This is a genomic window from Exiguobacterium sp. s78 (genome assembly GCF_018618985.1).
Lineage (GTDB): Bacteria > Bacillota > Bacilli > Exiguobacteriales > Exiguobacteriaceae > Exiguobacterium_A > Exiguobacterium_A abrahamii.
In genome coordinates this window covers 788,992-813,169 of sequence record NZ_JACSNB010000001.1, presented here as the reverse complement: position 1 = coordinate 813,169, position 24,178 = coordinate 788,992, and the positions used below count along the sequence as shown (strand labels likewise).

Annotated in this window: 24 protein-coding genes; 6 read left to right on the top strand and 18 right to left on the bottom strand. The window is 46.0% G+C overall.

Annotated features, from left to right (window positions below; translation table 11 throughout):
* Positions 1-66: 66 nt before the first annotated feature.
* From KNQ18_RS03985 to KNQ18_RS03975, 3 genes are all read right to left on the bottom strand, one after another.
* Positions 67-3,501 carry a pyruvate carboxylase gene (locus KNQ18_RS03985; protein ID WP_149427634.1) on the bottom strand — a complete coding sequence of 1,145 codons (3,435 nt, stop codon included), beginning with the start codon at positions 3,499-3,501 and terminating at the stop codon, positions 67-69.
* Positions 3,494-4,765: an FtsW/RodA/SpoVE family cell cycle protein gene (locus KNQ18_RS03980; RefSeq protein ID WP_149427635.1), complete on the bottom strand. Its 1,272-nt coding sequence runs from the start codon at positions 4,763-4,765 to the stop codon at positions 3,494-3,496. Before KNQ18_RS03980 ends, KNQ18_RS03985 begins: the two co-directional genes overlap by 8 nt.
* Before the next feature lie 70 nt (positions 4,766-4,835).
* On the bottom strand, positions 4,836-5,114 hold the full coding sequence (locus tag KNQ18_RS03975; protein ID WP_023468835.1) for an Fpa/YlaN family protein: 279 nt from the start codon (positions 5,112-5,114) through the stop codon (positions 4,836-4,838).
* Positions 5,115-5,237: 123 nt separating this feature from the next.
* Between KNQ18_RS03975 and KNQ18_RS03970 the strand changes: the two genes are divergently transcribed.
* Positions 5,238-5,699, top strand: a complete 462-nt coding sequence (locus KNQ18_RS03970) for a hypothetical protein (protein WP_215083907.1) — start codon at positions 5,238-5,240, stop codon at positions 5,697-5,699.
* Between the two features lie 39 nt (positions 5,700-5,738).
* Here KNQ18_RS03970 and KNQ18_RS03965 read toward each other — a convergent pair whose 3' ends face one another.
* Together KNQ18_RS03965 and KNQ18_RS03960 are read right to left on the bottom strand one after the other, a co-directional pair.
* On the bottom strand, positions 5,739-7,055 hold the full coding sequence (locus KNQ18_RS03965; RefSeq protein WP_023468837.1) for a PhoH family protein: 1,317 nt from the start codon (positions 7,053-7,055) through the stop codon (positions 5,739-5,741).
* Positions 7,056-7,095: 40 nt separating this feature from the next.
* Positions 7,096-7,548, bottom strand: coding sequence for a PNPOx family protein (locus KNQ18_RS03960; RefSeq protein ID WP_149427636.1), 453 nt, complete (start codon positions 7,546-7,548; stop codon positions 7,096-7,098).
* Positions 7,549-7,665: 117 nt separating this feature from the next.
* Here KNQ18_RS03960 and KNQ18_RS03955 point away from each other — a divergent pair, with 117 nt between their 5' ends.
* Positions 7,666-7,869, top strand: a complete 204-nt coding sequence (locus KNQ18_RS03955) for a YlaI family protein (protein ID WP_029342171.1) — start codon at positions 7,666-7,668, stop codon at positions 7,867-7,869.
* A 43-nt stretch (positions 7,870-7,912) separates the two neighbouring features.
* On the opposite strand, the gene KNQ18_RS03950 is transcribed toward KNQ18_RS03955, so the two are convergent.
* From KNQ18_RS03950 to typA, 3 genes are all read right to left on the bottom strand, one after another.
* A complete protein-coding gene (locus tag KNQ18_RS03950) occupies positions 7,913-9,007 on the bottom strand; it encodes a PQQ-dependent sugar dehydrogenase (protein WP_215083905.1) in 1,095 nt (364 codons plus the stop codon).
* A gap of 122 nt (positions 9,008-9,129) precedes the next feature.
* Entirely contained in the window at positions 9,130-9,483 is a 354-nt protein-coding gene (locus KNQ18_RS03945; RefSeq protein WP_023468841.1) for a YlaH-like family protein, read from the bottom strand.
* A gap of 26 nt (positions 9,484-9,509) precedes the next feature.
* Positions 9,510-11,357: a translational GTPase TypA gene (typA, locus tag KNQ18_RS03940; RefSeq protein WP_023468842.1), complete on the bottom strand. Its 1,848-nt coding sequence runs from the start codon at positions 11,355-11,357 to the stop codon at positions 9,510-9,512.
* A 185-nt stretch (positions 11,358-11,542) separates the two neighbouring features.
* Between typA and KNQ18_RS03935 the strand changes: the two genes are divergently transcribed.
* Complete coding sequence (locus KNQ18_RS03935) at positions 11,543-11,713, top strand: DUF5325 family protein (RefSeq protein ID WP_023468843.1); 171 nt, start codon at positions 11,543-11,545, stop codon at positions 11,711-11,713.
* Between the two features lie 41 nt (positions 11,714-11,754).
* On the opposite strand, the gene KNQ18_RS03930 is transcribed toward KNQ18_RS03935, so the two are convergent.
* The 3 genes from KNQ18_RS03930 to KNQ18_RS03920 form a co-directional block, all read right to left on the bottom strand.
* Positions 11,755-12,540 (bottom strand): inositol monophosphatase family protein, encoded by a 786-nt coding sequence (locus KNQ18_RS03930; RefSeq protein ID WP_215083902.1) that lies wholly within the window; start codon positions 12,538-12,540, stop codon positions 11,755-11,757.
* 124 nt (positions 12,541-12,664) lie between these two features.
* Positions 12,665-12,853, bottom strand: a complete 189-nt coding sequence (locus tag KNQ18_RS03925) for a hypothetical protein (protein ID WP_023468845.1) — start codon at positions 12,851-12,853, stop codon at positions 12,665-12,667.
* 282 nt (positions 12,854-13,135) lie between these two features.
* The gene (locus KNQ18_RS03920) at positions 13,136-13,408 is read right to left on the bottom strand and encodes a UPF0223 family protein (RefSeq protein WP_023468846.1); all 273 of its coding nucleotides are present in this window, start codon (positions 13,406-13,408) and stop codon (positions 13,136-13,138) included.
* Between the two features lie 132 nt (positions 13,409-13,540).
* Here KNQ18_RS03920 and KNQ18_RS03915 point away from each other — a divergent pair, with 132 nt between their 5' ends.
* Positions 13,541-15,028 (top strand): aminotransferase class I/II-fold pyridoxal phosphate-dependent enzyme, encoded by a 1,488-nt coding sequence (locus KNQ18_RS03915; RefSeq protein WP_035406702.1) that lies wholly within the window; start codon positions 13,541-13,543, stop codon positions 15,026-15,028.
* A gap of 56 nt (positions 15,029-15,084) precedes the next feature.
* On the opposite strand, the gene KNQ18_RS03910 is transcribed toward KNQ18_RS03915, so the two are convergent.
* From KNQ18_RS03910 to pdhA, 5 genes are all read right to left on the bottom strand, one after another.
* The gene (locus KNQ18_RS03910) at positions 15,085-15,390 is read right to left on the bottom strand and encodes an SAV0927 family protein (RefSeq protein ID WP_023468848.1); all 306 of its coding nucleotides are present in this window, start codon (positions 15,388-15,390) and stop codon (positions 15,085-15,087) included.
* 110 nt (positions 15,391-15,500) lie between these two features.
* Positions 15,501-16,913, bottom strand: coding sequence for a dihydrolipoyl dehydrogenase (gene lpdA, locus KNQ18_RS03905; protein WP_064299598.1), 1,413 nt, complete (start codon positions 16,911-16,913; stop codon positions 15,501-15,503).
* Between the two features lie 3 nt (positions 16,914-16,916).
* Entirely contained in the window at positions 16,917-18,209 is a 1,293-nt protein-coding gene (locus KNQ18_RS03900) for a dihydrolipoamide acetyltransferase family protein (protein WP_023468850.1), read from the bottom strand.
* 101 nt (positions 18,210-18,310) lie between these two features.
* On the bottom strand, positions 18,311-19,288 hold the full coding sequence (locus KNQ18_RS03895) for an alpha-ketoacid dehydrogenase subunit beta (RefSeq protein WP_023468851.1): 978 nt from the start codon (positions 19,286-19,288) through the stop codon (positions 18,311-18,313).
* Positions 19,289-19,291: 3 nt separating this feature from the next.
* The gene (gene pdhA, locus KNQ18_RS03890; RefSeq protein ID WP_023468852.1) at positions 19,292-20,374 is read right to left on the bottom strand and encodes a pyruvate dehydrogenase (acetyl-transferring) E1 component subunit alpha; all 1,083 of its coding nucleotides are present in this window, start codon (positions 20,372-20,374) and stop codon (positions 19,292-19,294) included.
* Between the two features lie 377 nt (positions 20,375-20,751).
* Between pdhA and def the strand changes: the two genes are divergently transcribed.
* Complete coding sequence (def, locus tag KNQ18_RS03885; RefSeq protein WP_029342180.1) at positions 20,752-21,291, top strand: peptide deformylase; 540 nt, start codon at positions 20,752-20,754, stop codon at positions 21,289-21,291.
* 45 nt (positions 21,292-21,336) lie between these two features.
* Here the strand turns inward: def and rnjA are convergent, their stop codons facing one another.
* Positions 21,337-23,004 (bottom strand): ribonuclease J1, encoded by a 1,668-nt coding sequence (gene rnjA, locus KNQ18_RS03880; protein WP_035396693.1) that lies wholly within the window; start codon positions 23,002-23,004, stop codon positions 21,337-21,339.
* Positions 23,001-23,216, bottom strand: a complete 216-nt coding sequence (locus KNQ18_RS03875) for a DNA-dependent RNA polymerase subunit epsilon (protein ID WP_023468855.1) — start codon at positions 23,214-23,216, stop codon at positions 23,001-23,003. Before KNQ18_RS03875 ends, rnjA begins: the two co-directional genes overlap by 4 nt.
* A gap of 173 nt (positions 23,217-23,389) precedes the next feature.
* Here KNQ18_RS03875 and KNQ18_RS03870 point away from each other — a divergent pair, with 173 nt between their 5' ends.
* Positions 23,390-24,166 (top strand): Cof-type HAD-IIB family hydrolase, encoded by a 777-nt coding sequence (locus KNQ18_RS03870; RefSeq protein ID WP_064299596.1) that lies wholly within the window; start codon positions 23,390-23,392, stop codon positions 24,164-24,166.
* Positions 24,167-24,178: the final 12 nt, after the last annotated feature.

Genomic DNA, 24,178 nt, shown 5'->3' with positions numbered 1-24,178 from the left:
CTCCCACTACGTATTGAATGAAAAACAGGCAGCCCGCCGAGCGTGCGCCTGTTTTTCGTTGTGACCTTATACGAATTCAATCAGTAAGTCTTGACTTGCGATGGCTTCGCCTTCCTTGACGTGGACGGCTTTGATTTCACCGTCTTCCGGTGCTTGGATCGTCGTTTCCATCTTCATCGCTTCCGTGACGAGGAGTTGCTCTCCTTTACGGACACGTGTACCCGTCTCGACGAGTACCTTCAGCACGCTACCCGGCATTGATGCACCGATTTGTTTCGCATTGCTTCGATCTGCTTTTGGACGACTTGATGAACTTTCCTTAATACTGATGTCTTTGACTTCGACTTCACGAGGAACACCGTTCATCTCATAATAGATCGTCCGCATCCCATGATCGTCTGGCTGACCGATTTGAATCAACTTGAGGTAGAGTGTCTTGCCTCGTTCGATTTCAACCTCGATCGTCTCCCCTAGACGCATTCCATGGAAGAACGTATTCGTATCAAGAACAGAGATATCACCATATCGCGCGACATACGAACTGTAGTCCATGAAGACTTTTGGATAGAGCGCGTAAGCGAGTGCATCAAATTCTGTAACTGGACGTTCAAGTTTTTCGAACAACTCATGTTTGATCGCATCAAAATTGAGTGGTTCCATCATCTTACCTGGACGTTCTGTCAGCGGAGCAGCTCCCTTGAGAATAGCCTGTTGAACGTCTTGCGGGAAACCATCTGGTGGAGTTCCGAGCTCCCCTTTCATCAGTTCGACGACTGAATCCGGGAAATCAAGTCCACTTGCACGGTGCAAGACATCCTCTTCTGTCAGATGATGTTGAACCATGAAGAGTGCCATGTCTCCGACGACTTTTGACGATGGTGTGACTTTGACGATATCGCCAAACAGCATATTGACACGCGCATACATCTCTTTGACTTCAGACCAACGATCCGCAAGTCCAACCGCTTTTGCTTGTTGCTGTAAGTTCGAATACTGTCCACCCGGCATCTCATGGTCGTAGACCGTTGGATTCGGTGCGATCATATCGAGTTCGAATGCTTGATACAGATGACGCACGTCCTGCCAATAATCCGAAATCTGTTCAAACTTCTGTGCTGATACGAGCGGTTGACGTGGATGACCACTTAAGGCATGAATCAAGCTACCACCCGCTGGCTGACTCGTCAGTCCCGACATGCTTGATGCCGCGACGTCTACGACGTCGACACCTGCATCAATCGCACGCGCATACGTATAAATCCCGTTCCCACTCGCATCGTGTGTGTGGAGATGGATCGGTAGCGATACCGCATCTTTAAGTGCTGATACGAGCGCGTAGGCTGCCTCCGGTTTCAAGAGACCCGCCATATCCTTGATGGCAATGATATGAGCGCCGCTTTCTTCCAGTTGTTTCGCTAGATTGACGTAATACGGCAGGTGATATTTCGGTCGATTCGCATCGAATAAATCCCCTGTATAACAGACAGCTGCTTCCGCGATTTTACCTGTCGGCAAGACCGCATCGATGGCAAGTTGAATCGACTCCGGGTTGTTCAAGCTATCGAAGATTCGGAAGACGTCGACTCCTGCCTGCGCCGCTTCCTTGACGAACGTGTGAATGACATTGTCCGGATAGTTTTTGTAACCAACGCCGTTCGCACCACGAAGCAACATTTGAATGAGGACATTCGGCATCTTTTCACGTAATTTCATCAGACGAACCCATGGATCCTCCGATAAGAATCGGTAGGCGACATCAAATGTCGCGCCTCCCCATGCTTCGACAGAGAACAGTTCAGGTAGCAGTTTCGCTTCCGCCTCTGCAATCGCAACGAGATCCTTCGTCCGCATCCGCGTCGCAAGGAGCGACTGATGGGCATCACGGAATGTCGTATCTGTCAACATAACGTTCTCCTGAGCTGCCAACCATTTTGCGACGGCTTCTGGACCTTCCGCATCGAGAATCGCTTTTGCACCTGGTGTATAGTCTGTCGGGAGATTTCTCGGAATCCGGACGTCACGCGCAAGCGGCTTGTCCAATTTTCCGATTCCCGGGAATCCATTGACGGAAACCTCTCCGATGTACGTCAAAAGTTTCGTTCCCCGGTCTTGACGTTTCGGGAAGATGAATAATTCTTGTGTATCATCAATGAACGATGTATTGTAATCCCCGCTGACGAACGCATGGTGCTTCAAGACGTTGCTTAAGAATGGGATATTCGTCTTGATCCCACGGATTCGGAATTCACTTAAGTTTCGACGCATCTTCGCAACGGCTTGATCGTATGTCAAACCATGCGTCGAGATTTTAACGAGCAGTGAGTCATAATATGGTGAAATTTCCGCTCCAACATAAGCATTCCCACCATCGAGACGTACACCAAAACCGCCTGGTGAACGATAGGCTTTAATTTTCCCTGTATCCGGCAAGAAACCGTTCTCCGGATCTTCTGACGTGATTCGGCTTTGGATCGCAAAACCAAGCATCTTAATGTCTTCTTGTTGCGGAATACCAACGAGGTCGCTATGTAACGATTCGCCTTCAGCAACACGGATTTGTGTCTGGACGATATCAACGCCCGTGATCATCTCCGTAATCGTGTGCTCGACTTGGACACGTGGGTTGACCTCGATGAAATAGAACGATTCATCTTGTGTCACGAGAAATTCGACCGTACCCGCATTTTCGTATCCGACATGCTTCATCAATGTGACGGCTGCGTCACAAATCTTTTGTCGACCTTCGTCTGATAGCGTCACACAAGGTGCCACTTCGACGACTTTTTGGTGACGACGCTGTACAGAACAATCACGTTCAAACAAGTGAATGATGTTCCCATGGGCGTCACCGATGATTTGAACTTCAATATGTTTTGGTCGTTCGATTAATTTTTCGACGTAAATCTCATCCGAACCAAATGCTTTCAAGGCTTCAGATTTCGCACGTTCGATCATGTCTGGAAGCTCTTCTTCTGTCCGGACGACACGCATACCGCGTCCACCACCGCCAAGCGATGCTTTGACCATGAGTGGATAGCCTGCTTCCTTTGCGAACGCATACGCTTCATCAATGGATGAGATCGGACCATCCGTTCCTGGAATGACAGGAAGACCGGCTTCAATCGCTGTCGTTCGTGCCCGTACTTTATCCCCGAACTTATACAGATGCTCTTCTTGCGGTCCGATGAAGATGATTCCTTCTTCACGGCAACGTTTGGCTAGCTCAATATTCTCAGAGAGGAATCCATAACCAGGATGGATCGCATCACATTCGGCTTTTTTCGCTGTTGCAATGATATCTTCAATATCGAGATAAGCTTCGATCGGTTTTTTCCCTTCTCCGATCCGGTACGCTTCATCGGCTTTATAGCGATGAAGAGAACCCATATCCTCTCGCGAATAAATGGCAACGGTACGAATACCGAGTTCTGTCGCTGCACGGAAAACGCGAATCGCGATCTCCCCGCGGTTTGCTACGAGAATCTTCTGGATTTTAGTCAACTGATGCTCCCCCTTTAGTTAATGAGCTTGTGGCACTCATCGAACGTGCAGTCCGCACTTCTTTCTGATAAGCCACTCGATATTTGTTTTGCATGGAAATGTTCGCCATTACACCAAGCATCGTACTCATGACGAGTAACGATGACCCACCGTAACTGATGAATGGCAAGGTAACACCTGTACCTGGAAACAGACCGGACATGGCCGCGATATTGATACATGTCTGGATGAAGATGATACCGGATATCCCGAGAGCGAGCATGCTCGAGTAAAGCGAGACACACCGATTAGCGATGACCGCACCTTGAATCATCAAGTAGAACAGTAGACCAAGCACGACGAGGACACCGACGAACCCGAGTTCCTCCGAGATGATCGACATGATGTAGTCGGTTTCAGGTTCAGGCAAATAACCATACTTCTGAAAGCTATTCCCGAGACCTACTCCGAATAATCCCCCGTGGGCAATCGATATGACGGAGTTGATGAGCTGATACCCCTTCCCTTCTGCGTCAAGGAAGGGATTCAAACTTGCTTGAATCCGTTGCATCTGATTATCCGAAAAATTATTCCATGCGTACAAGAAGATGATTGGTACGGTGACGACACATAACATGATGTAACCACTCGGTAATCCAACTGCGAATAAAATCATCGCCGTGATGAGTAACAGAATGAACAATCCGCCGTCATCCGGTTGCATGCGAATGATGATCGCGTAAGGTGCAAGTAATACAACCATCGGAATCAAGATCCAGTCCGAGAAACTAAGTAAAATCCGTCTTCCTGGAGACGTCGCTGGAATTTGACGATGGATGAAGTGATGGACGATCCCAATCACGCCGTCCATTTTCCCTTTGTGCTTTTGATCAAAATAACTCGCAAGTCCGACGACGAGCACGAATTTACAAAGCTCGATTGGTTGAATCAAGAAGATACCGAAGTTCAACCATGCGCGAGCCCCGTTTAGTGGTGCCGAAAACAGCGTCGCCATCAACATCAACCATGTAATCGCGTACAAGAGTAAACGAATCACTGGTCCACGGAACACCTCATGATTGATTTGTGAAACGAAAAGGAACAGCACGATCGCCATCGCATCAAACATCAACTGCTTCTCAAAGAAGGACGTATTCGCATAATCTCCACCGTTCCACACGCTCGCACTATAGACCATGACCGTACTGATCGCCATGAGGATGAGCATCGTAAAGAAGAGACCATAGTCAAAAAATGCTCGTTTTTCTTTAAACTTCGCTAACATATGTACACGTCCTTTTTTCATTTTCTAAAAAAAAATACCCAAACGCCGCATTTCACGTTTGAGTAGAAAATCAGCACGTCTCCGCATCATGTAAATCAGATAATTGCTGTTCAAGTGATTCGAGTAATTGTTTCCCCTCACCCGCATCAATCAGTTCAAGACGTACCGCAAAATCAATTTGACGGGATAATCCGAACATTTGTGTATCCAATACTTCCTCGTAAAGAGGACATTGTGGCATCGTTAAATTCGCAAGCTGGACCTCGATCAACCGGCGGATTTTTTGTGCATCCGCTTCTAGTAGCTCAAGAGCGCGCTGGCGATGAACTGTCTCGATTTCAGTTGACAATCCAATCCCTCCTCATGAAATGACGCGTTCCTGTTATAGCTAAACTTTACCTTACTTTCGCCAACAATTCAACGTTTCGGTATAATGGATTTGTTGGACTTACACATTTAGGGGGTAGAACAAATGATTTTTCCGATTAACGGTAAAGTACGACATCAGTTAACGATTGATCCGACAGTCTGGATCTTTGATGAACGAAAGGTGGAAATCGAGAAAATCGGTCAACCAGCCGACACAAGTGAACAAGAAGCGTACTACGCGAAAATGGGGGCTGCGTGGGATAAAGGCATCATGGAAGGCAGTCGTACGGATCACAATCGTCCGATGACACGTGCTGAAAAAGAAGCTGCGCTTCAAGGGTCATTCGCCATGGCGCTTGCGCCGTTCATCCGGAATGCCGAGCTCTTACCGGACGCGATCGCTATTCGTTTCGAAGGCGAAGAAACGGTCGAACTTCCACTTGAGCAACTCGACGAAGTGTATCTGCAGTTCTCACAAGAAGGCAAAGTGTTAGCAGATGGACCCGTTCATCTGTTACACGGACAACGGATCGTCAAATCCGTTCATACGGTTACCGTCATATAAGGAAAACGTGGTGCGCCTGAATAGACGCACCACGTTTTTTCATAGTAAATCGGCTGCGAGGCGTGCCAAGTTCGAGCGCTCCCCTTTGACGAGTTTGACGTGTCCCGTCATCTTCTCATTTTTGAGTCGTTCTACAGCGTAGGATAGACCATTGGAATACTCATCTAGATACGGATGATCAATCTGTTGCGGATCCCCGACTAACACGATTTTCGAGTTTTCACCGACACGTGTCAAAATCGTCTTGACTTCATGTTTCGTCAAATTCTGCGCTTCATCGATGATGATGAATTGTCCCGGCATACTACGTCCCCGGATATACGTTAACGCTTCCAGTTGAATCGTCTTCATTCCGGCGAGAATGTTACCTAGTTCGTCTCCCGATCCCGTATTGAAAAGGTGTTCGAGGTTATCATAGATGGGTTGCATCCACGGACGAAGCTTCTCTTCCATTTCACCCGGCAAGTAGCCGATATCGTTTCCCATCGGTACGACAGGACGAGCAACGACCAGTTTTTTATATTTATGCTCGTCTTCCACTTGCAGGAGACCCGCAGCGAGTGCAAGTAACGTTTTTCCGGTACCTGCCTTACCAACGAGTGTCACGAGTGGTACATCGTCACGTAATAATAACTCAAATGCCATCCGTTGTTGAACGTTTCGTGGAATGACGCCCCAGACTTGATCGACATCGATCGAAAGTGCCCGAATGATTGGCAGGTTCTGATCAACGACGGCGATGGCTGAAGCTTTCGACATGTTACTTTTTAAGATGACGAACTCATTCGGTTGCACTTTTTCTGGCAAGACATCCACCGAAAGCCGTTTGTCCTGATAGAAGGCATCAATATATTCCTGATCGACGGTCACTTCGATGAATCCTGTATAAAGACCGGTCAAATCAGCGATATGATCCGTCATATAGTCTTCAGCGACTAATCCATACGCATCCGCTTTGACGCGGACTAAGATATCTTTTGAGACGAGAATGACATCTCGTGGGGTCGCTTCGGTTTGTTGTTCCTGATGAATCGACCACGCCAGTTCAATGATCTTATTATCGTTTGATTCATGCGTAAACGGCGAACCTTCATGAATGGAGTCCCCGATATCGACGCGAAGAATACCGCCGTTTCCGAGTGGCACTCCCGCATGAAGCTGACCCGTTTCTCGTAATTGGTCTAAAATGCGAGCTGTTTCTCGTGCATTACGTCCAACCTCATCCATGTTGCGTTTTTTTCCATCTAGTTCTTCTAGTACGATCGCTGGTATGACGACGTCGTGCTCCTGGAATTGGAATAGAGAAAGTGGATCGTGAAGCATGACATTAGTATCAAGTACGTATATTTTTTTCATTCCATCGTTCGCCCCTTTAGAGTCGAGTTTGTGATGAATGTTACGCTTTTAGGATGCGATGAACGAGTTGATCCAACCGTTCAGCTGCCTGTTCATCGTATGTTTTTTCGATAGTTGGTCGTTGTGTGACAGCTGCTCCGTAAAACAAGATGTCACGTACCTCCTCAACGCGTCCCTCATAAAAAGCGAGTGGCAACGGAAGGTCTTCTTGCGGCGTAAACGCCTTGACGTCCGTACATGTTAAGCTGTACGTCGACTGATCTGCAAAAAAGATCAATGTGAAGACCGGATGTTCTCGTAATGTTTTAACGAGATGAGAATCTGCTTCGATTGTAAAACGAATCGTTTGTGAATCCGTCGCATGTACCCAACTGATTGCATGTGTGATGGGCCAATGTTTGGATTGATCATGCGTAATCAAAAAAACGAGTGGTAATTGCGATAGTGCTTCTAGTTGACCTGAGTTGAGCTGTTGTTCAACTTTATTTGCCATGACATCACCCCCTCTACGACTTAGTGATGATATTTCGATATATACTTCTCGTTTCCCTTTTTTACATCTGAATAATCTTCTAATATGATATACTAAGAAAAAAAGGGAGGACCTGGCATGCGAGTGAAATGTACGATTTGCGATAAGCGTGAAACGATTGATGATTGGTCCTTCACGGCGAAGCGATTACGCAATAAACCTGTTCGTGTCCATATCTGTGATGAGTGTCGATCACGCGTAGAAGAACGGACACTTGAACGCCACGCTTCTGGACAATTCCATTTATACCCGACTTGGGAAACGAAACGAAAACACTGGTAAACAAAAGGTCTGCGGGAAAATTCCCTGACAGACCTTTTATTGTTCATCGATTGATTCGAACGAGTCGATCATCATCTGCCGATGGATTCCCTCTTCCGTCCGTATTATTTGTAATATAGTAAATCGATGTCTCGTCAATCCAGACATCTCGAATCCGACCTTGGTTTTCGACGATCGTCTTGACTTGCTTCGTCTCTAGATCGATGGTTTGTAATCGTTGTCCGACAAGTGTTGCAAAATAAAGTGTATCCTCTGCTGTTGCAACTCCACTTGGTGCAACAGATTGTTCTCCTACTTCATACCACGGCGTCACCAGTCCGTCTGCTTGCTCTTTCCCTTCAATCGTCGGCCATCCATAATTCTTTTGTTCGATTCGATTGATTTCATCGTGCCCACTTTGCCCATGTTCGCTTGCATACAGTTGATCATCGACGAAAACAAGTCCTTGTGGATTCCGGTGACCGAGACTGTAGACGTATCCTTTTTGATTCCCCTCGAACGGTTCTCCTTCAGATGAGATGCGTAAAATCTTTCCTGCCAATGAATCAATGTCTTGCGCCAGTTCAGGATTCGCTGCGTCTCCTGCTGTGACGTAGAGTGCGCCTTCAGGTCCCCATTCCAGCCGTCCACCGTTATGAATCGTCGCTCCGGGAATATCATCGAGTAAGACACGTTCTTCCGTCCACTGGTCACCCTCTTCTTTTATCGCGATGACGCGATTCGTCGCTTGTCCTTGTTTGGCGTACGTATGGTAGACGTATGCCGTCTTATTGTCCTTAAAATCAGGATCAAGTACCATTCCAAGCAATCCACCTTCTCCTTCAGCGAGGACATCCTCTTTCAGCTGAAGGCGCATCCGTTCATAATCATCTTTTTCTCCTTTGACAATCGTTCCTTCTCGTTCCGTGATGTAAAATACTTCTCCTTCTCGGACAATATTCCACGGAGCGTTTAGCTCTTTAAATACGACGCCTTCTTGCGCTTGAGATGATTGCGTCGCTTCTTGATCACCTGAATCCTGTTGATTGTTTTCTTGTGTCGGCTGATTCGTTTCCTCTGTTGACGATTCTTCTGACGTTTGTGTACACCCCATCAGGATACCCGCTAACAGTAGGGGTATGACATACCTTATTTTCACTGTTTTCTCCCCCTTTTAGTATCATTGTTCCCGCTACGCTTTAAATCATGCATCTGAATTGGCTCAAAAAAAAGAACGAACCTCCGAAGAGATTCGTTCTTTTGATTCATGACATGCTTCCGTCAAGAAGCTGTCCGTTCACGTTCACGCTTGACCATCCACATCCGGAAGCGATAAATACCAAGTACGAAGACCATCGCTAAGAGTACTTCAGGAATCGGCCATGTCCAGAAGACAAGCGTCAATGCTGCCGAGAAGACGGCGAGCAAGAGATAGACGATCAGTGATTTCCACCATGCTAGTTCCTTAGCAAATCCTAACTTAAAGACGACAAGTGTCAAGATGACGACGGTAATCATTAAAGGATAAAATCCCGCTTCGATGTTATTCGGATCACTTCCGATACCGAGAAGTTTCGCGATGAACGGAATATCGTATTTCGAGAAATCAGAAGCAACGGCAGCTTGTGCATTCATTGCCAGTCCCCCTATTCGTTCAAGACTTAATCTTTACCTAGACGACGACGTTTTTCTTGCTTTTCACGTTCGTTCTTATTCAAGACTTGTTTACGGAGACGAACCGATTGTGGTGTGATTTCACAGTACTCATCTTCATTCAAGAATGTCAACGACTCTTCAAGTGAGAAGACACGTGGACGTTTAAGAACGTTCGTTGAATCTTTTGCAGATGCACGCATGTTCGTTAATTGTTTTGCTTTAACGACGTTGACAGCGAGATCGACATCACGGTTACATTCGCCGATGATCATACCTTCGTATACTTCAATACCAGGCTCGATGAAGATCGTTCCGCGGTCTTCAAGAGCTGAGATCGCGTAAGCAGTTGCTTTACCTGTTTCGATTGAGACCATAACTCCACTACGACGTCCACCAATATCCGCTTGGATGAACGGACGGTATTCTTCGAATGTGTGGTTCATGATTCCGTATCCGCGTGTAGCAGAAAGGAATTCGTTACGGTAACCGATCAAACCACGTGAAGGAACGATGAATTCCATTTTTGTTTGACCGTTGTCCATTGTTTGCATGTTCGTCAATTCACCTTTGCGGAGACCGATCGATTCCATGACAGAACCTGTGTACTCTTCTGGTGTATCGATGACGACGCGTTCGAATGGCTCGACTTTGACGCCTTCTTCTTCTTTGATGATTACTTGCGGTTTCGATACTTGAATTTCGTATCCTTCACGGCGCATGTTTTCGATCAAGATCCCGAGGTGAAGTTCCCCACGACCAGAAACGATCCAGCGGTCCGGTGAGTCTGTGTTTTCGATGCGAAGTGAAACGTCTGTTTCGAGTTCTTTTTCAAGACGCTCTTCGATTTTACGTGAAGTAACGAGATCCCCTTCACGACCAGCGAATGGCGAGTTGTTGACGATGAATGTCATTTGAAGCGTTGGCTCATCGATACGTAATAATGGGAGTGGATCAACGTGTGAAGTCGGGCAAACCGTCTCACCGACGTTGATATCTTCCATACCAGCGATCGCAATCAAATCTCCAGCTTTTGCTGTTTCGATTTCGACACGTTTTAGACCGAAGTAACCGAACAACTTCGTAACACGGAAGTTCTTCGTTGAACCATCAAGTTTTGAAAGCGAAACGCTATCACCAACTTTGATTTCTCCACGGAAGACACGACCGACACCGATCCGTCCGAGGTAGTTATCATAGTCAAGCATCGTAACTTGGAACTGAAGCGGCTCCATTGTGTTATCGACAGGCGCTGGTGTGTGCTCAAGAATTAAATCAAGAACGTTTGTGATTGTATCTTCTTGTTTCTCTAATTCAGGTTCAAATGAACTTGAGCCGTTGACTGCCGATGCATAAACGACTGGGAATTCGAGTTGATCTTCGTCAGCTCCGAGGTCGATCAAGAGATCAACGACTTCGTCGACGACTTCAAGAGGACGGACCATCGGTTTGTCAATTTTGTTGACGACGACGATTGGTTGAAGTCCTTGCTCGAGTGCTTTTTTCAAAACGAAACGTGTTTGTGGCATACAGCCTTCACGTGCATCGACAACGAGGATAACGCCATCAACCATACGCATGATCCGCTCAACTTCTCCACCGAAATCGGCGTGTCCTGGCGTATCAACGATGTTGATGCGTGTGTTCTTGTAATCAATTGCAGTGTTTTTCGCAAGAATCGTGATTCCACGTTCCCGCTCGATGTCATTTGAGTCCATTGCGCGTTCTTCGACTTGTTCGTTCGTACGGAACGTACCAGACTGTTTTAAAAGCTCATCGACTAATGTTGTTTTACCATGGTCAACGTGGGCGATGATCGCAACGTTGCGTAAATCATTTCGTACTAATGTTGTCATAGGTGTGTACCTCTTTCTATTCATTTAAATAAATCTTATCATACTTTCGGTCAACTTTAAGAGTATAGCACAGGTAGAGTCCTAATTGGCAATGACTAAGATTCGACATCAGTCCGAAAGCCTTTTCATTATCCTTCATTCACGCTACACTGTTAACGTACTCACGGGTAGAGGGGGAAAAGAACATGCGCCTGCTATTTTTATTACTCGCCATGCTTGCCGTAGGATCCATGGCAGCCATCGGCATCTTCATCGCGGAACAAAACGTCCCGATGACGATCGCCTCTGTCATCTTGATGATTGTTGCGATGGGTGCTGGGTTCGTCTTAAAGGCACGTTTACGAAAACAAGCATGAGCAAAAAGGTTCCTTTCGTTCAAGACGAAAGAAACCTTTTTTCAATCCTCTTGTGTTTGTACGAATGTCAAAACATCTTCAACGAACGTCTGGCTCCCTGCTAGCACACTCGTTTGTTCGAGAAATGACATCGATTCACCTGTGATCGTTTCGACACGCCCACCGACCTCTTCAATCAATAACTGACCGGCTGCGTAATCCCAAGGCATATTACGCATCGTGATATACCCATCAACGCGTCCTGCAGCTGTCCATGCGAGTTCAAGTGATGCTGCACCAATTGCTCGTACACCTACCGCGTGTCGCACGAGCGGAGCAAGACGATCCGTATTGATTCGACGATTTGGTGTCACCCAGGTCGCGTTCATACAGATGATTGCTTCTTTAACACTCCGCTCCTCGATTTGTGGTAATCGTATGCCGTTTTGATAAGCACCATGCCCTTTGATGACATGGAACAACTCGTCCGCCATGACATCGTAGACGAATCCATAACGTAACTCACCATCTATCATGATCGCAATCGAGATGGCAAACATTCGTTTTTGACGAATGAAGTTCATCGTTCCATCGATCGGATCAACGAACCAGATCGTGCCTTCGAGTGTATCAGGTCGAGCGATTCGTCCCTCTTCCCCATAAATATGATGATTCGGATAGCGATCTAAAATACCTTGGATCAATAAATCCTCGACGGCTTGATCAATCTCTGTCACTAAATCGCTTTTTCCGGTTTTTTGTTCGACGTGATACGAACCATCAATTTTTTCGCGAATGTACTTTCCCGCTCGTTTGATCAAATCTATCGCATCCAACTCAATCTGCATTTGAGTTCACTCCTTCATCATTGTTTCCAGCTTCTTCTATAGTAACAAAAAAAGAAAACCAGCGAACAATTCGCTGGTTGAAGAGTTGATATTTTATTATAAGGTAGAGATCGGAACGTTGAAATCAAGCTTCAAGACGTACCATCTCTTGACGATATTTTTCGAGGCGCTCTTTACTTGCGCCAACAGCTTCTGCGTCACTTGCCACCATCGCATCGTGTAATGTAGCAAGCTCATAATCGATTTCGAGACGCAATACAGGAATGCGTTTTTCTGCATCTTTTCTCTTGTATGCTTCTATCACTTGTTTCACAGTAACCACACTCCTTCGCGGGATAAACAGAGGTTTAATTTGTCAGACAATTGCGACTTATTAGTGGATTGAATCTATAATAGTACGATTCAACTTAGATGTAAAGCATCTAATTTTAAAAAATACAGTTTCACATATTTGTAAGGCCAACGTCTTGTATGTAGTATATAGCCGCTTCCTTTCCACTTTAAACAAATGTTGATCATTTCCCGCACATTTCCAGTCGGATTAAAAGATAAGACTCCTATACGATCGCATAGGAGTCTTATCTTCATGATCCAATTATTTCTTCATACGAACAATCGGTTCTTCCTGACGTTTCGCTTGTTGCATCGTCCGATAACTCGAGCAACCGGTCTCTTCCATATAAAACTGATCCCACTGTTTTTCCTCGGATTTCGAGGTGACGATTTGCTTGAATTCACGATACGCTTCGAGCAATCGTTGTCTTTCAACACCTGTCTCATACGCTTGCTCGACTAAATTAAAGAAGTCGATGACTTTCACGATTTCTTCAGTCGACCAATCGGAATTGAGCGGATAATTCAATGCCATCATTCCCACTTCCTTTCTGCACTTTTCTATTTTACACGCAAAAGAAGCATAAAACAGTTGCAACCGTCCGAAAACTTGTTATAGTTAGCTTGTTTGATTGTATTTTTATTCGGTTTTAAGGGGGGAAATCTGGTGCAAACAAAAAGCTTAACACAGCTCGATACACCTTTATTCGATGCGCTACTCGCGCATGCGAAACGTCAACCAATTCAATTTCATATTCCCGGTCATAAAAATGGTCAGGGAATGGATCCAGCCTTTCGATCGTTCATCGGTCAGAATGCGCTCGATATCGATTTAATCAATATCGCTCCCCTTGATGATCTCCATCATCCAAAGGCAATCATTAAAGAAGCTCATCAATTGGCAGCTCAAGCCTTCCATGCCGACGAAACGTTCTTTTCCGTACAAGGAACTTCAACGGCCATCATGGCGATGATCATGAGTGTCGTCGGACCTGATGATAAAATTCTCGTTCCTCGGAACGTGCATAAATCGGTGATGTCAGCTATCGTTCTTTCTGGTGCGCATCCGATTTTCATTCACCCTGAATTCGATGAGACATTCGGAATCGCACACGGTATCACACCAAGCGCGGTAGAACGTGCCCTTGCACTTCATCCCGATACAAAAGCCGTTCTCGTCATCAATCCGACCTATTTCGGCGTTGCTGGTGACTTAGAGAGCATCGTCAAGCTTTCCCATAGTAAAGGTATTCCGGTACTCGTCGACGAAGCACACGGCGTCCATATCGCCTTCCACGAAGATATGCCGTTGTCAGCGATGCAAGCAGGAGCTGATCTTGCCGCAACCAGCGTGCATAAACTCGGTGGCTCACTTACAGGAAGCTCTGTCCTGAACGTTCGTCGCGGACTTGTCTCTCCAGATAAAGTTCAAGCAGTGCTCTCGATGTTGACGACGACATCGACATCTTACCTGTTGCTGGCTTCTCTTGACTGCGCTCGGCGTCATCTTGCGATCAACGGTGAAGCGATGAATCGTCGGGCACTTGAACTTGCGACACGGATGCGCTTTGGATTAGCGAAGCTTCCTTATCTCGCCGTTTTCGGTGAATCCGATCTTCATTCGAGTGCGACGTTCGCCTTTGATCCAACGAAAGTGCTTGTTTCCGTCAAAGGGCTTGGCATTTCTGGTCACCTCGTCGAAGAGTTCTTACGTGAAGAACATCGGATCGAAGTTGAACTTTCTGATTTGAACAACATTCTCGTCATCATCACGTCTGGTGATTCAGAAGAGACGATTGATGCCTTTCTACATGCGATGTCGTTACTTGTCGCACGTTATCAAAATAATGGCGCCGAGACGACTGATCATTCGATTGTTCTTCCAGACATTCCAGCGCTCGCTCTCAGTCCTCGTGATGCATTCTATGAAGAGACAGAGACGATTCCGTTGGTCGATGCGGTCGGGCGGATTTCGGCTGAATTCATGATGGTATATCCACCTGGTATTCCTATCTTCATCCCAGGCGAAATGATCACTGCAGACAACCTTGCCTATATTAAAGAAAACATCGAAGCCGGTCTTCCGGTTCAAGGTCTTGAAGATCATTCGCTTGAGACGATCAAAGTCATTCAACAATCGAATGCGATTCGGTGAAGACAAGATAAAGCAGTAATCCTTATTCAATGAGGATTACTGCTTTTTTTGTCATTTCATTCTGCGTATTCATCGTTTGGTGAACAAGGAATGAATGCTGCGAGTGCTTCACCGATTACTTCGACATCCTCTCGTTCAATCGCAAATGTACGAATTAAGACATCTCCATTCAACACATCCTGTTGATCGAGTAACGCTGACTGACCACCGGTTAAACTGACGACAAGTACTTTCCCGAAGAATTGTCCCGTACAGACGACAGCAAAATCATAGCGGGCGAGTGCAGTCGTCCAGCCGACAAAACGAACCTTATCCATTTCCGATACGTAATACAGCTCCTCTAAGGTAGTCACGGATTCCATGTGCGTCCACCCTCTCCGATTTTTACTTTTTCTTTTCCTTTTTTGTATCAAGACCAAACAAAAAAACACCTCATACACGGTCGGCTCCCCGTGTATGAGGTGTTTCGATATTATTTAATGATGTGGATTGGGCTACCGATTGCAACTTCAGCAGTTTCCATTGCGATTTCACCGAGTGATGGGTGTGCATGGATTGTGAGTGCGATATCTTCAGCTGTCATACCAGACTCGATTGCGAGTCCCATTTCAGCGATCATATCAGATGCGCCTGTACCAGCGATTTGCGCGCCGATCAAGAGACCATCTGATTTACGAGTGATCATTTTCAAGAAGCCGTCTGGCTCGTTGAGTGCAAGTGCACGACCATTCGCAGCGTAAGGGAATTTAGACGCGATGTAATCGAGTCCTTCTTCTTTCGCTTGTGCTTCCGTGTAACCGACTGTAGCGAGTTCTGGATCTGTGAAGACGACCGCTGGAATCGCGCTGTAGTCGAGGTATGCAGGGTGTCCTGCAGCTGCTTCAGCAGCAATTTTAGCTTCGAATGAAGCTTTGTGTGCAAGTGGTGGTCCTGGAACGATATCACCGATTGCGTAGATGTTTTCGTTTGAAGTACGGCACTGATCGTCGATTTCGACAAGACCACGGTCGCTGACTTTGACTTCTGCCATTTCAAGACCAAGATCACCAGTGTTCGGACGGCGACCGACAGTAACGAGGACGTAGTCCGCTTCAACTGTTTGTGCTTCACCGTTGACTTCGAATGTTACTTTAACGCCATCTTCCGACTCTTCTACACTTTGAGCAAGTGCTTCGTTGTGGATTGTGATGTTACCTTTTTGTTTGAGCTTTTTCTTAACGACTTGCGTCATAGCAGGCTCGAAACCAGAAAGGATGTCTTTTGTTCCTTCAAGAATGACGACTTCTGTATCGAAGTTCGCATACGCTGTACCAAGCTCCATCCCGATGTATCCGCCACCGATGACGATGAGTTTTTTCGGGATTTCAGGAAGGTTCAATGCGCCTGTTGAAGAAAGGACGCGTTTTGACCATTTGAAAGCTGGAAGTTCGATTGGAGTCGAACCTGTCGCGATGATACATTTCTTGAATTTGTAAGGAGTCGAAGAATCTTCGTTGATGATACGGACTGTATCTTCTGATTGGAAGTAAGCTTCCCCAACGACAGTCTCGACTTTGTTCCCTTTAAGAAGACCACTAACGCCGCCAGTCAATTTGTTGACGACAGATTGTTTCCAAGATTGAACTTTCGAGAAATCGACAGTTGCATTCTCAGAAGTGATCCCCATATCGCTTGCACCTTTAGCATGCTGGAAGTTATGTCCTGCAGTGATCAAGGCTTTTGATGGGATACATCCAACGTTTAAGCAAACACCGCCGACGTTTTCACGTTCAACGATTGTTACTTTCATACCGAGTTGCGCGCCGCGGATTGCAGCAACGTAACCACCAGGGCCAGCCCCGATTACGAGTAAATCTGTTTCTTGTGCGAATTCACCTACTACCATTGCTTATCCCTCCATGATGAGAAGTTGTGGGTCGTTCAATAGGCGTTTAACTAAGTTAAGCGCGTTTTGTGCAGTTGCACCATCGATGAGACGGTGGTCGAAGCTGAATGAAAGTGCAAGAACTGGTGCAGCAACGATTTCGCCGTTTTTAACGACTGCTTTTTCAGCGATACGGCCGATACCGAGGATTGCAACTTCTGGGTGGTTGATGACTGGTGTGAACCACTGACCGCCAGCAGAACCGATGTTAGTGATCGTGATTGATCCGCCTTTCATCTCTTCGCCAGAAAGTTTACCTTCGCGTGCTTTACCAGCAAGGTCGTTGATGTCGTCAGCGAGTGAGAAGATCGATTTACGATCTGCATCTTTAACGACTGGTACGACAAGACCGTTGTCTGTATCTGCAGCGATACCGATGTTGAAGTAGTTTTTGTAGACGATTTCTTCGTTTACATCGTCGATTGATGCGTTGATTGCTGGGTATTTTTTAGCAGCAGCAGTCAATGCTTTTACGACGAACGGAAGGTAAGTCAATTTCGTACCTTGAGCAGCCGCAACTTCTTTGAAGTTTTTACGGAGTGCTACGAGGTTCGTAACATCGACTTCGTCCATGAGTGTTACGTGTGGAGCTGTATGTTTCGAGTTAACCATTGCTTTCGAAATCGCTTTACGGATTCCTTTGATTTTCTCGCGTGTTTCAAGTTCAGGTTGAGCAGCAACGTATGGCTTAACTTCTGTTTTTGGTGCAGAAGCAGCTGCAGCTGGTGCTTTTTCTTCTGTTGCTGGTGCTTCAGAAGTTTGACCACCGTTTGCGAATGCATCGATGTCTTCTTTGACGACACGACCGTTGTCTCCAGAACCTTGGACTTCACGGATGTCGACACCTTTTTCACGTGCATATTTACGGACAGATGGCATCGCGATGACGCGTTCTGATTTATGGATTTGAACCTCGTTTGGTTTGTCTTCCACTTTTTGATCTGTATCTTGAACGTCTTTCGCGTTGTCTTCAGCTTTTGGTTGCTCTGCTTCTTCAGAAGGAGCAGAACCTTCGCCTTCGACTTCGAAAGTGATGAGGACGTCGCCAACGACAGCTACGACACCTTCGTCAACTTTTACTTCTTTAACAGTACCATCAACTGGTGATGGGATTTCAACGACTGCTTTATCGTTTTGTACTTCAAGAAGAACGTCGTCTTCCTTGACAGTGTCGCCCGCTTTTACGAACCACTTTACGATTTCACCTTCATGAATACCCTCACCGATATCCGGCAATTTGAATTCAAATAAACCCATTTGAATATGCCTCCTTTTAGTTCACTCTTCTAGTCGATTGTTATCTGTAAAAACGGAAGCAAGGAGAGAATGAACCCCTCTCCTTATTTTCCGAAATGCTCTTAGAAATTGTAGACAGTTTTGACTTTCTCAACGATATCTTTGTGATCTGGGATCCAGACGTCTTCACCTTGTGCGAATGGGAAGATTGTATCTGGAGCAGCAACACGAAGAATTGGCGCTTCGAGGTCAAGGATTGCACGTTCTTGGATTTCAGTTGCAACCATTGCAGCGATACCCGCTTGTTTTTGTGCTTCTTGAACGACGACGACACGGTTTGTTTTCTTGACAGAAGCAAGAATCGTATCGATGTCGATTGGGCTGATTGTCATCAAGTCGATGATTTCGACGCTGATGTTTTCTTTTTCGAGCTCTTCAGCTGCTTTAAGTGAAGCGTGTACCATCGCACCGTAAGTGACGATTGTTACGTCTGTACCTTCACGTTTAACATCAGCTTTTCCGAGTTCGATCGTGTAATCGCCCTCTGGCACTTCACCGCGGAATGAACGGTAGAGTTTCATGTGCTCGAGGAATACGACTGGGTCGTTGTCGCGGATTGACGCGATCAAAAGACCTTTTGCATCGTAAGGTGTTGAAGGAATGACAACTTTAAGTCCTGGTGACTGAGCCATGAGTCCTTCGAGGTTATCTGCGTGAAGTTCCGGTGTTTTAACACCGCCACCGAATGGTGAACGGATTGTAACAGGTGCACTGTATGTGCCGCCTGAACGGTAACGGAGACGCGCAAGTTGTGCTGCGACTGAATCGAATACTTCGAATACGAATCCGAAGAATTGGATTTCCATGATTGGACGGAATCCTGTCAGACTGAATCCGACAGCAAGACCACCAATACCTGATTCCGCAAGTGGTGTATCGAAGACGCGGTCTTCGCCGAGCTCATCTTGAAGACCTTCTGTCGCACGGAATACCCCACCGTTTTTACCGACGTCTTCACCGAACAAGAGAACTTGTTCGTCGCGTTTCATCTCGACGCGCATTGCGTCAGTGATCGCTTGGATCATCGTCATTTGTGCCATGGGTTATTTCGACTCCTTTGCTGTATACTCATCAAGCTGCTCTTGCAGGTTTTGTGGAAGCTTCTCAGCCATCACGTTGATGAAATCTGTAACTTTTTGTTTTGGTTCTTTGTCAGCTTGTGCAAGTGCTTCCTTAACGTCAGCTTTTGCTTGCTCGATGACTTCGTTCTCTTTATCTTCGTTCCAAAGACCTTTTGCTTCCATGAAAGCACGGAAACGGACGAGTGGATCTTGTGCTTGATACTCATCATCCATGTCTTTTGTACGGTAACGTGTTGGATCATCACCAGCGAGTGTGTGTGGTCCATAACGGTAAGTCAATGTTTCGATCAATGTCGGAACACCGTTGAGTGCTTCAACACGCGCTTGTTTCGTAGCTGCGTATACAGCAAGAACGTCCATACCGTCGACTTGGATACCATTGATACCAGCAGCGACAGCTTTTTGAGCGATTGTTTTCGCCATAGATTGTTTTTCGACAGGTGTCGAGATTGCGAAACGGTTGTTTTGAACGACGAAGATTGCAGGTGCTTTGAAAGCTCCAGCGAAGTTCATACCTTCATAGAAGTCACCTTGTGAAGAACCACCATCACCTGTGTAAGTGATTGCGACTTGTTCTTTACCGCTTTTCTTAAGACCGAGAGCAACACCAGCCGCTTGAACGATCTGCGCACCGATGATGATTTGTGGCATTAAGACGTTAACACCTTCAGGGATCTTACCACCTGTGATGTGACCGCGTGAGAACAAGAATGCTTTGTAAAGTGGGAAGCCATGGAAGACCATTTGTGGAATATCACGGTATCCAGGAAGAATCCAGTCATCTTTATCCAAAGCGAATTGCGTACCGATCATTGACGCTTCTTGTCCAGCTACTGGAGCATAGAAACCGAGACGTCCTTGACGGTTAAGTGAGATTGCACGTTGGTCCCAGATACGTGTGTATACGAGACGGCGCATTAATTCCGTAAGCTCTTCATCCGAGAGGTCTGGCATAGCGTCTTTATTGACGACTTCACCTTTCTCGTCAAGAATGCGGAACGTTTCAAAGTTTTCTTCCACGTTTTTAAACATGTTTACGTTCATCTTTTCACCTCATCCTTTCACTGCGTTCAGCGAAATATTCCTCTGACTGATTTGCCCACATGACAATAGTGTCCAAAAAACGAAGTCCCGTGTGACTATCCTTTGAACATGTGTCTGTGTACCTATTCAGTTGAGTAAACTGTATTATCATGAATCGACACGTTATAGTGTCTTGTTCATTACGTTACAAGTATAAATCTGTAACACCTTAAAATCAAAGGAAATGTTTTATTTTTTTCGCGTTTCACATTGTGAATTCAATCACAAAACTAGAATATTCCATCTTCTGTATCATTCGATATTTTCCTACTGTGTTAGTTGTCATCATTCCCCACTTTCCTATGCTATACTTTTTGTAGACGAAAGGAGTGTTGTTCATGATCACCATGAATGAAATCGTACGCGAAGACGTTCCTGCTCTTCACGAACGGTCAGTAGAAGTGACCTTCCCTCTCAGCGATGAGGATAAGGAAACGATGCGACTCATGCGCGAGTTCCTCGCCAACAGTCAAGATGATGAAATTGCGAAGAAATACGATTTACGAAGCGGCATTGGACTTGCAGCACCACAAATCGGTGTCAACAAGCGCATGTTCGCGATCCGCTTACCGGATGGTGATGATTTGCTGGAATTTGGTATCTATAATCCAAAAATCATCAGTCATTCCGTCGAGCAGACCTATTTAACGGGCGGCGAAGGATGTCTGTCCGTCGATCGTGAAGTCGAAGGACATGTACCGCGCTATATGCGTATTACCCTAACTGGCATCGATCATAACGGAAATCCTATAAAATTACGTTTAAAAGGGATGAAAGCAATCGTCTGCCAGCATGAATACGACCATCTAGATGGCGTCATGTTCTATGATCGGATTGATAAAAAAGAACCGTTCAAGGAATACGGTCCTGCCACGTAATTCAAAAATCCTCGTTTCCGTTTCGGAGACGAGGATTTTTTTGAATCAGACTTCCATGATGATCGGCATGACCATTGGATGACGTTGTGTTTTTTCTGTTAAATACGGTGTGAGCGTATCATTGATGACTTGTTTGATGTCCGTCCATTTCGTATTACGGTTCGCAAGCGATTGATCAAGCGAACGCTTGAGTAGACGTTCAGCATCTTTAATCAAATTACCCGACTCACGCATGTAGACGAAACCACGCGAGATGATGTCCGGTCCAGAGACGAGACGATTCGTCTTCGAGTCAAGCGTCACGACGACGACGACGAGTCCCTCTTCTGAGAGAATACGGCGATCGCGTAAGACGATGTTTCCGATGTCTCCGATTCCTTTTCCATCGACATAAACGGCATTCGCTTGAATCTTCCCAGTGATAGCGGCTGCATTCGCATCTAATGCGAGTACTTCACCGTTATCCATGACGAAGCAGTTCTCTTCCGGTACACCAGCATCCATCGCAAGCGACATATGCTTCTTCAGCATCCGGTATTCCCCGTGAATCGGCATGAAGTATTTCGGATTCAATAGACGTAACATGAGCAACTGCTCTTGTTGACTACCGTGACCTGATGTATGGATATCATTCAGTTTACCGTACATGACATCTGCGCCAGCTTTATATAGCTGATTGATCGTCTTTCCGACAGAAACGACGTTTCCTGGGATTGGGGACGAAGAGAAGATGACGAGATCATCCGGAATGATCGAGATTTGACGATGTGTTCCGTTTGCGATACGGCTAAGTGCAGCCATTGGTTCTCCTTGTGAACCGGTACAAAGGATCGTCAACTCATTTGATTTATAACGTTTCATCTCGTTCGGCTCGATGATCGTCCCCTTCGGTGCTTTGATGAAATCAAGTTCTTGACCAATCATCATGACCTTGTCCATGCTACGTCCGAAGACGACGATTTTCCGTCCTGCTTCTACAGAAGCATTGACGACTTGTTGCAGACGATAGATGTTCGACGCAAACGTCGCGAAGATGATCCGTCCTTCCGCTTTACGGAAGATGTCTGAGATCGTTTCCCCAACGACACGTTCACTCATCGTAAACCCTTCCACTTCTGCATTCGTTGAATCCGATAGAAGACACAATACGCCTTCTTTACCGAGTTCAGCCATTTTCGCTAAATCAGCCGGCTCTCCGACTGGCGTGAAATCGAACTTGAAGTCCCCTGTATGCACGATGTTCCCTTGTGGTGTTTTGACGACGACACCGAACGAGTTCGGAATCGAGTGTGTCGTACGGAAAAACGAGATGCTTGTCTTCCGGAACTTGATGACCGAATCTTCATCGATCTCATGCAGTTCCGCGTTGCGAAGCAAACCATGCTCTTCTAACTTCACCTTGATGAGACCCATCGCAATCTTACCAGCGTAAATCGGTAAGTTCACTTGTTTAAGCAAGAAAGGCAGACCACCAATGTGATCTTCATGACCGTGTGTGATGAAGACGCCTTTGACCTTATCCTTGTTCTTGATCAAGTACGTGTAATCTGGAATGACATAGTCGATTCCAAGTAATTCATCTTCTGGGAACATGACACCCGCGTCAATGACGATGATCTCATCTTGGAATTGAACGACATACGTGTTCTTCCCGATTTCCCCGAGTCCACCGAGTGCGAAAACGGCGGCCTGATGGTTTTTGACGAACTTCATTCGAACGTCGCAACCTTGAAATCAGGATGTTGTTGTTCGTATGTCAAAAATTCTCCGCTGACTTCGCGGATGAACTCGATGTTGATATCTTTGAGGTGGTCAATCGTTGATCGCACGTCACGAATGCTTTCCCCTTCTACATACATTGTTTCTGTCCGTTCACGAACAGGTGCTTCCGAACGAAGCGGTTGGTAAAATACTTTAAAAATCATGCCTAGCAACTCCTTATCAGTACATTGTTTTTTGTCCTTAGTACAGTATACACGATACATGGACTATTTTTCATCCTTATTCGGCATGTTCCCTTCCGGCAACACGCTTTTGGTTATGCTATACTTTCACATGAACAGGTCATTTCGACCAATTAAAAAGAGAAGGTGAAACCATGGCAAATCAGAAAGTCGTCTTTTTCGATATCGACGGAACCTTATTGCATGATGGTCATTTTGTTCCGGAATCAACAAAACAGGCAATTCGTAAGCTTCAAGAAAATGGTGTCTATGTAGCCCTTGCAACTGGACGCGGACCTGCGATGTTGTCTGGAATCCGTGAACTACTCAACATCGATACGATTATCGGCTATAACGGGCAAATCGTCGTTCATCAAAATGAAATCATCTACAAACGTCCACAACCTAAGACGGATTTAACGCATTTAACGCAACAAGCGAAAGAAAACGGGCATACACTCGTTTATCTTGGCGAAACAAAAGGCTTCACGACGAAATCAAATGACACGCATGTCGTAGATTCGCTCGGCGAACTCGACATGCCATTACCGATTCACGATGAAGAAGCTTTCTTATCGCATGATGTTTTCCAAACGCTCGTCTACTGTACGGCCGAAGAAGAAGCGGATTATGTTAAACGGTATGACGCATTCGATTTCATTCGTTGGCATCCACACGCAATGGATGTCATCAATGTCGGTTCCTCGAAAGCAGAAGGGATCAAACAATTCCTGAAATTGACGAATATTCGCCGCGAAGATACCTTTGCATTCGGTGATGCTTTAAACGATTTAGAGATGCTCCGCTACGTTGGAACCGGTATTGCAATGGGCAACGGGCTTCCAGAAACGAAAGCTGCCGCTGACTATGTCACGAAACCAATCCTTGAGGACGGTATCGCACACGGATTAAAAGAATTCCAACTCATTTAATTAAGTAAATGT

Bases quoted from the DNA above. Each gene is read 5' to 3' on its own strand.
- KNQ18_RS03870 (WP_064299596.1), top strand. From the start codon at position 23,390: ATGGCAAATCAGAAAGTCGTCTTTTTCGATATCGACGGAACCTTATTG.
- KNQ18_RS03920 (WP_023468846.1), bottom strand. From the start codon at position 13,408: ATGGCATTGAATTATCCGCTCAATTCCGATTGGTCGACTGAAGAAATC.
- KNQ18_RS03900 (WP_023468850.1), bottom strand. From the start codon at position 18,209: ATGGGTTTATTTGAATTCAAATTGCCGGATATCGGTGAGGGTATTCAT.
- KNQ18_RS03875 (WP_023468855.1), bottom strand. From the start codon at position 23,216: ATGATTTTTAAAGTATTTTACCAACCGCTTCGTTCGGAAGCACCTGTT.
- KNQ18_RS03945 (WP_023468841.1), bottom strand. From the start codon at position 9,483: ATGAATGCACAAGCTGCCGTTGCTTCTGATTTCTCGAAATACGATATT.
- KNQ18_RS03965 (WP_023468837.1), bottom strand. From the start codon at position 7,055: ATGAAAAAAATATACGTACTTGATACTAATGTCATGCTTCACGATCCA.
- lpdA (WP_064299598.1), bottom strand. From the start codon at position 16,913: ATGGTAGTAGGTGAATTCGCACAAGAAACAGATTTACTCGTAATCGGG.
- KNQ18_RS03930 (WP_215083902.1), bottom strand. From the start codon at position 12,540: ATGCAGATTGAGTTGGATGCGATAGATTTGATCAAACGAGCGGGAAAG.
- pdhA (WP_023468852.1), bottom strand. From the start codon at position 20,374: ATGAACGTAAACATGTTTAAAAACGTGGAAGAAAACTTTGAAACGTTC.
- KNQ18_RS03910 (WP_023468848.1), bottom strand. From the start codon at position 15,390: ATGGAATCCGTGACTACCTTAGAGGAGCTGTATTACGTATCGGAAATG.
- KNQ18_RS03980 (WP_149427635.1), bottom strand. From the start codon at position 4,765: ATGTTAGCGAAGTTTAAAGAAAAACGAGCATTTTTTGACTATGGTCTC.
- KNQ18_RS03970 (WP_215083907.1), top strand. From the start codon at position 5,238: ATGATTTTTCCGATTAACGGTAAAGTACGACATCAGTTAACGATTGAT.
- KNQ18_RS03960 (WP_149427636.1), bottom strand. From the start codon at position 7,548: ATGGCAAATAAAGTTGAACAACAGCTCAACTCAGGTCAACTAGAAGCA.
- KNQ18_RS03935 (WP_023468843.1), top strand. From the start codon at position 11,543: ATGCGCCTGCTATTTTTATTACTCGCCATGCTTGCCGTAGGATCCATG.
- def (WP_029342180.1), top strand. From the start codon at position 20,752: ATGATCACCATGAATGAAATCGTACGCGAAGACGTTCCTGCTCTTCAC.
- KNQ18_RS03955 (WP_029342171.1), top strand. From the start codon at position 7,666: ATGCGAGTGAAATGTACGATTTGCGATAAGCGTGAAACGATTGATGAT.
- rnjA (WP_035396693.1), bottom strand. From the start codon at position 23,004: ATGAAGTTCGTCAAAAACCATCAGGCCGCCGTTTTCGCACTCGGTGGA.
- typA (WP_023468842.1), bottom strand. From the start codon at position 11,357: ATGACAACATTAGTACGAAATGATTTACGCAACGTTGCGATCATCGCC.
- KNQ18_RS03895 (WP_023468851.1), bottom strand. From the start codon at position 19,288: ATGGCACAAATGACGATGATCCAAGCGATCACTGACGCAATGCGCGTC.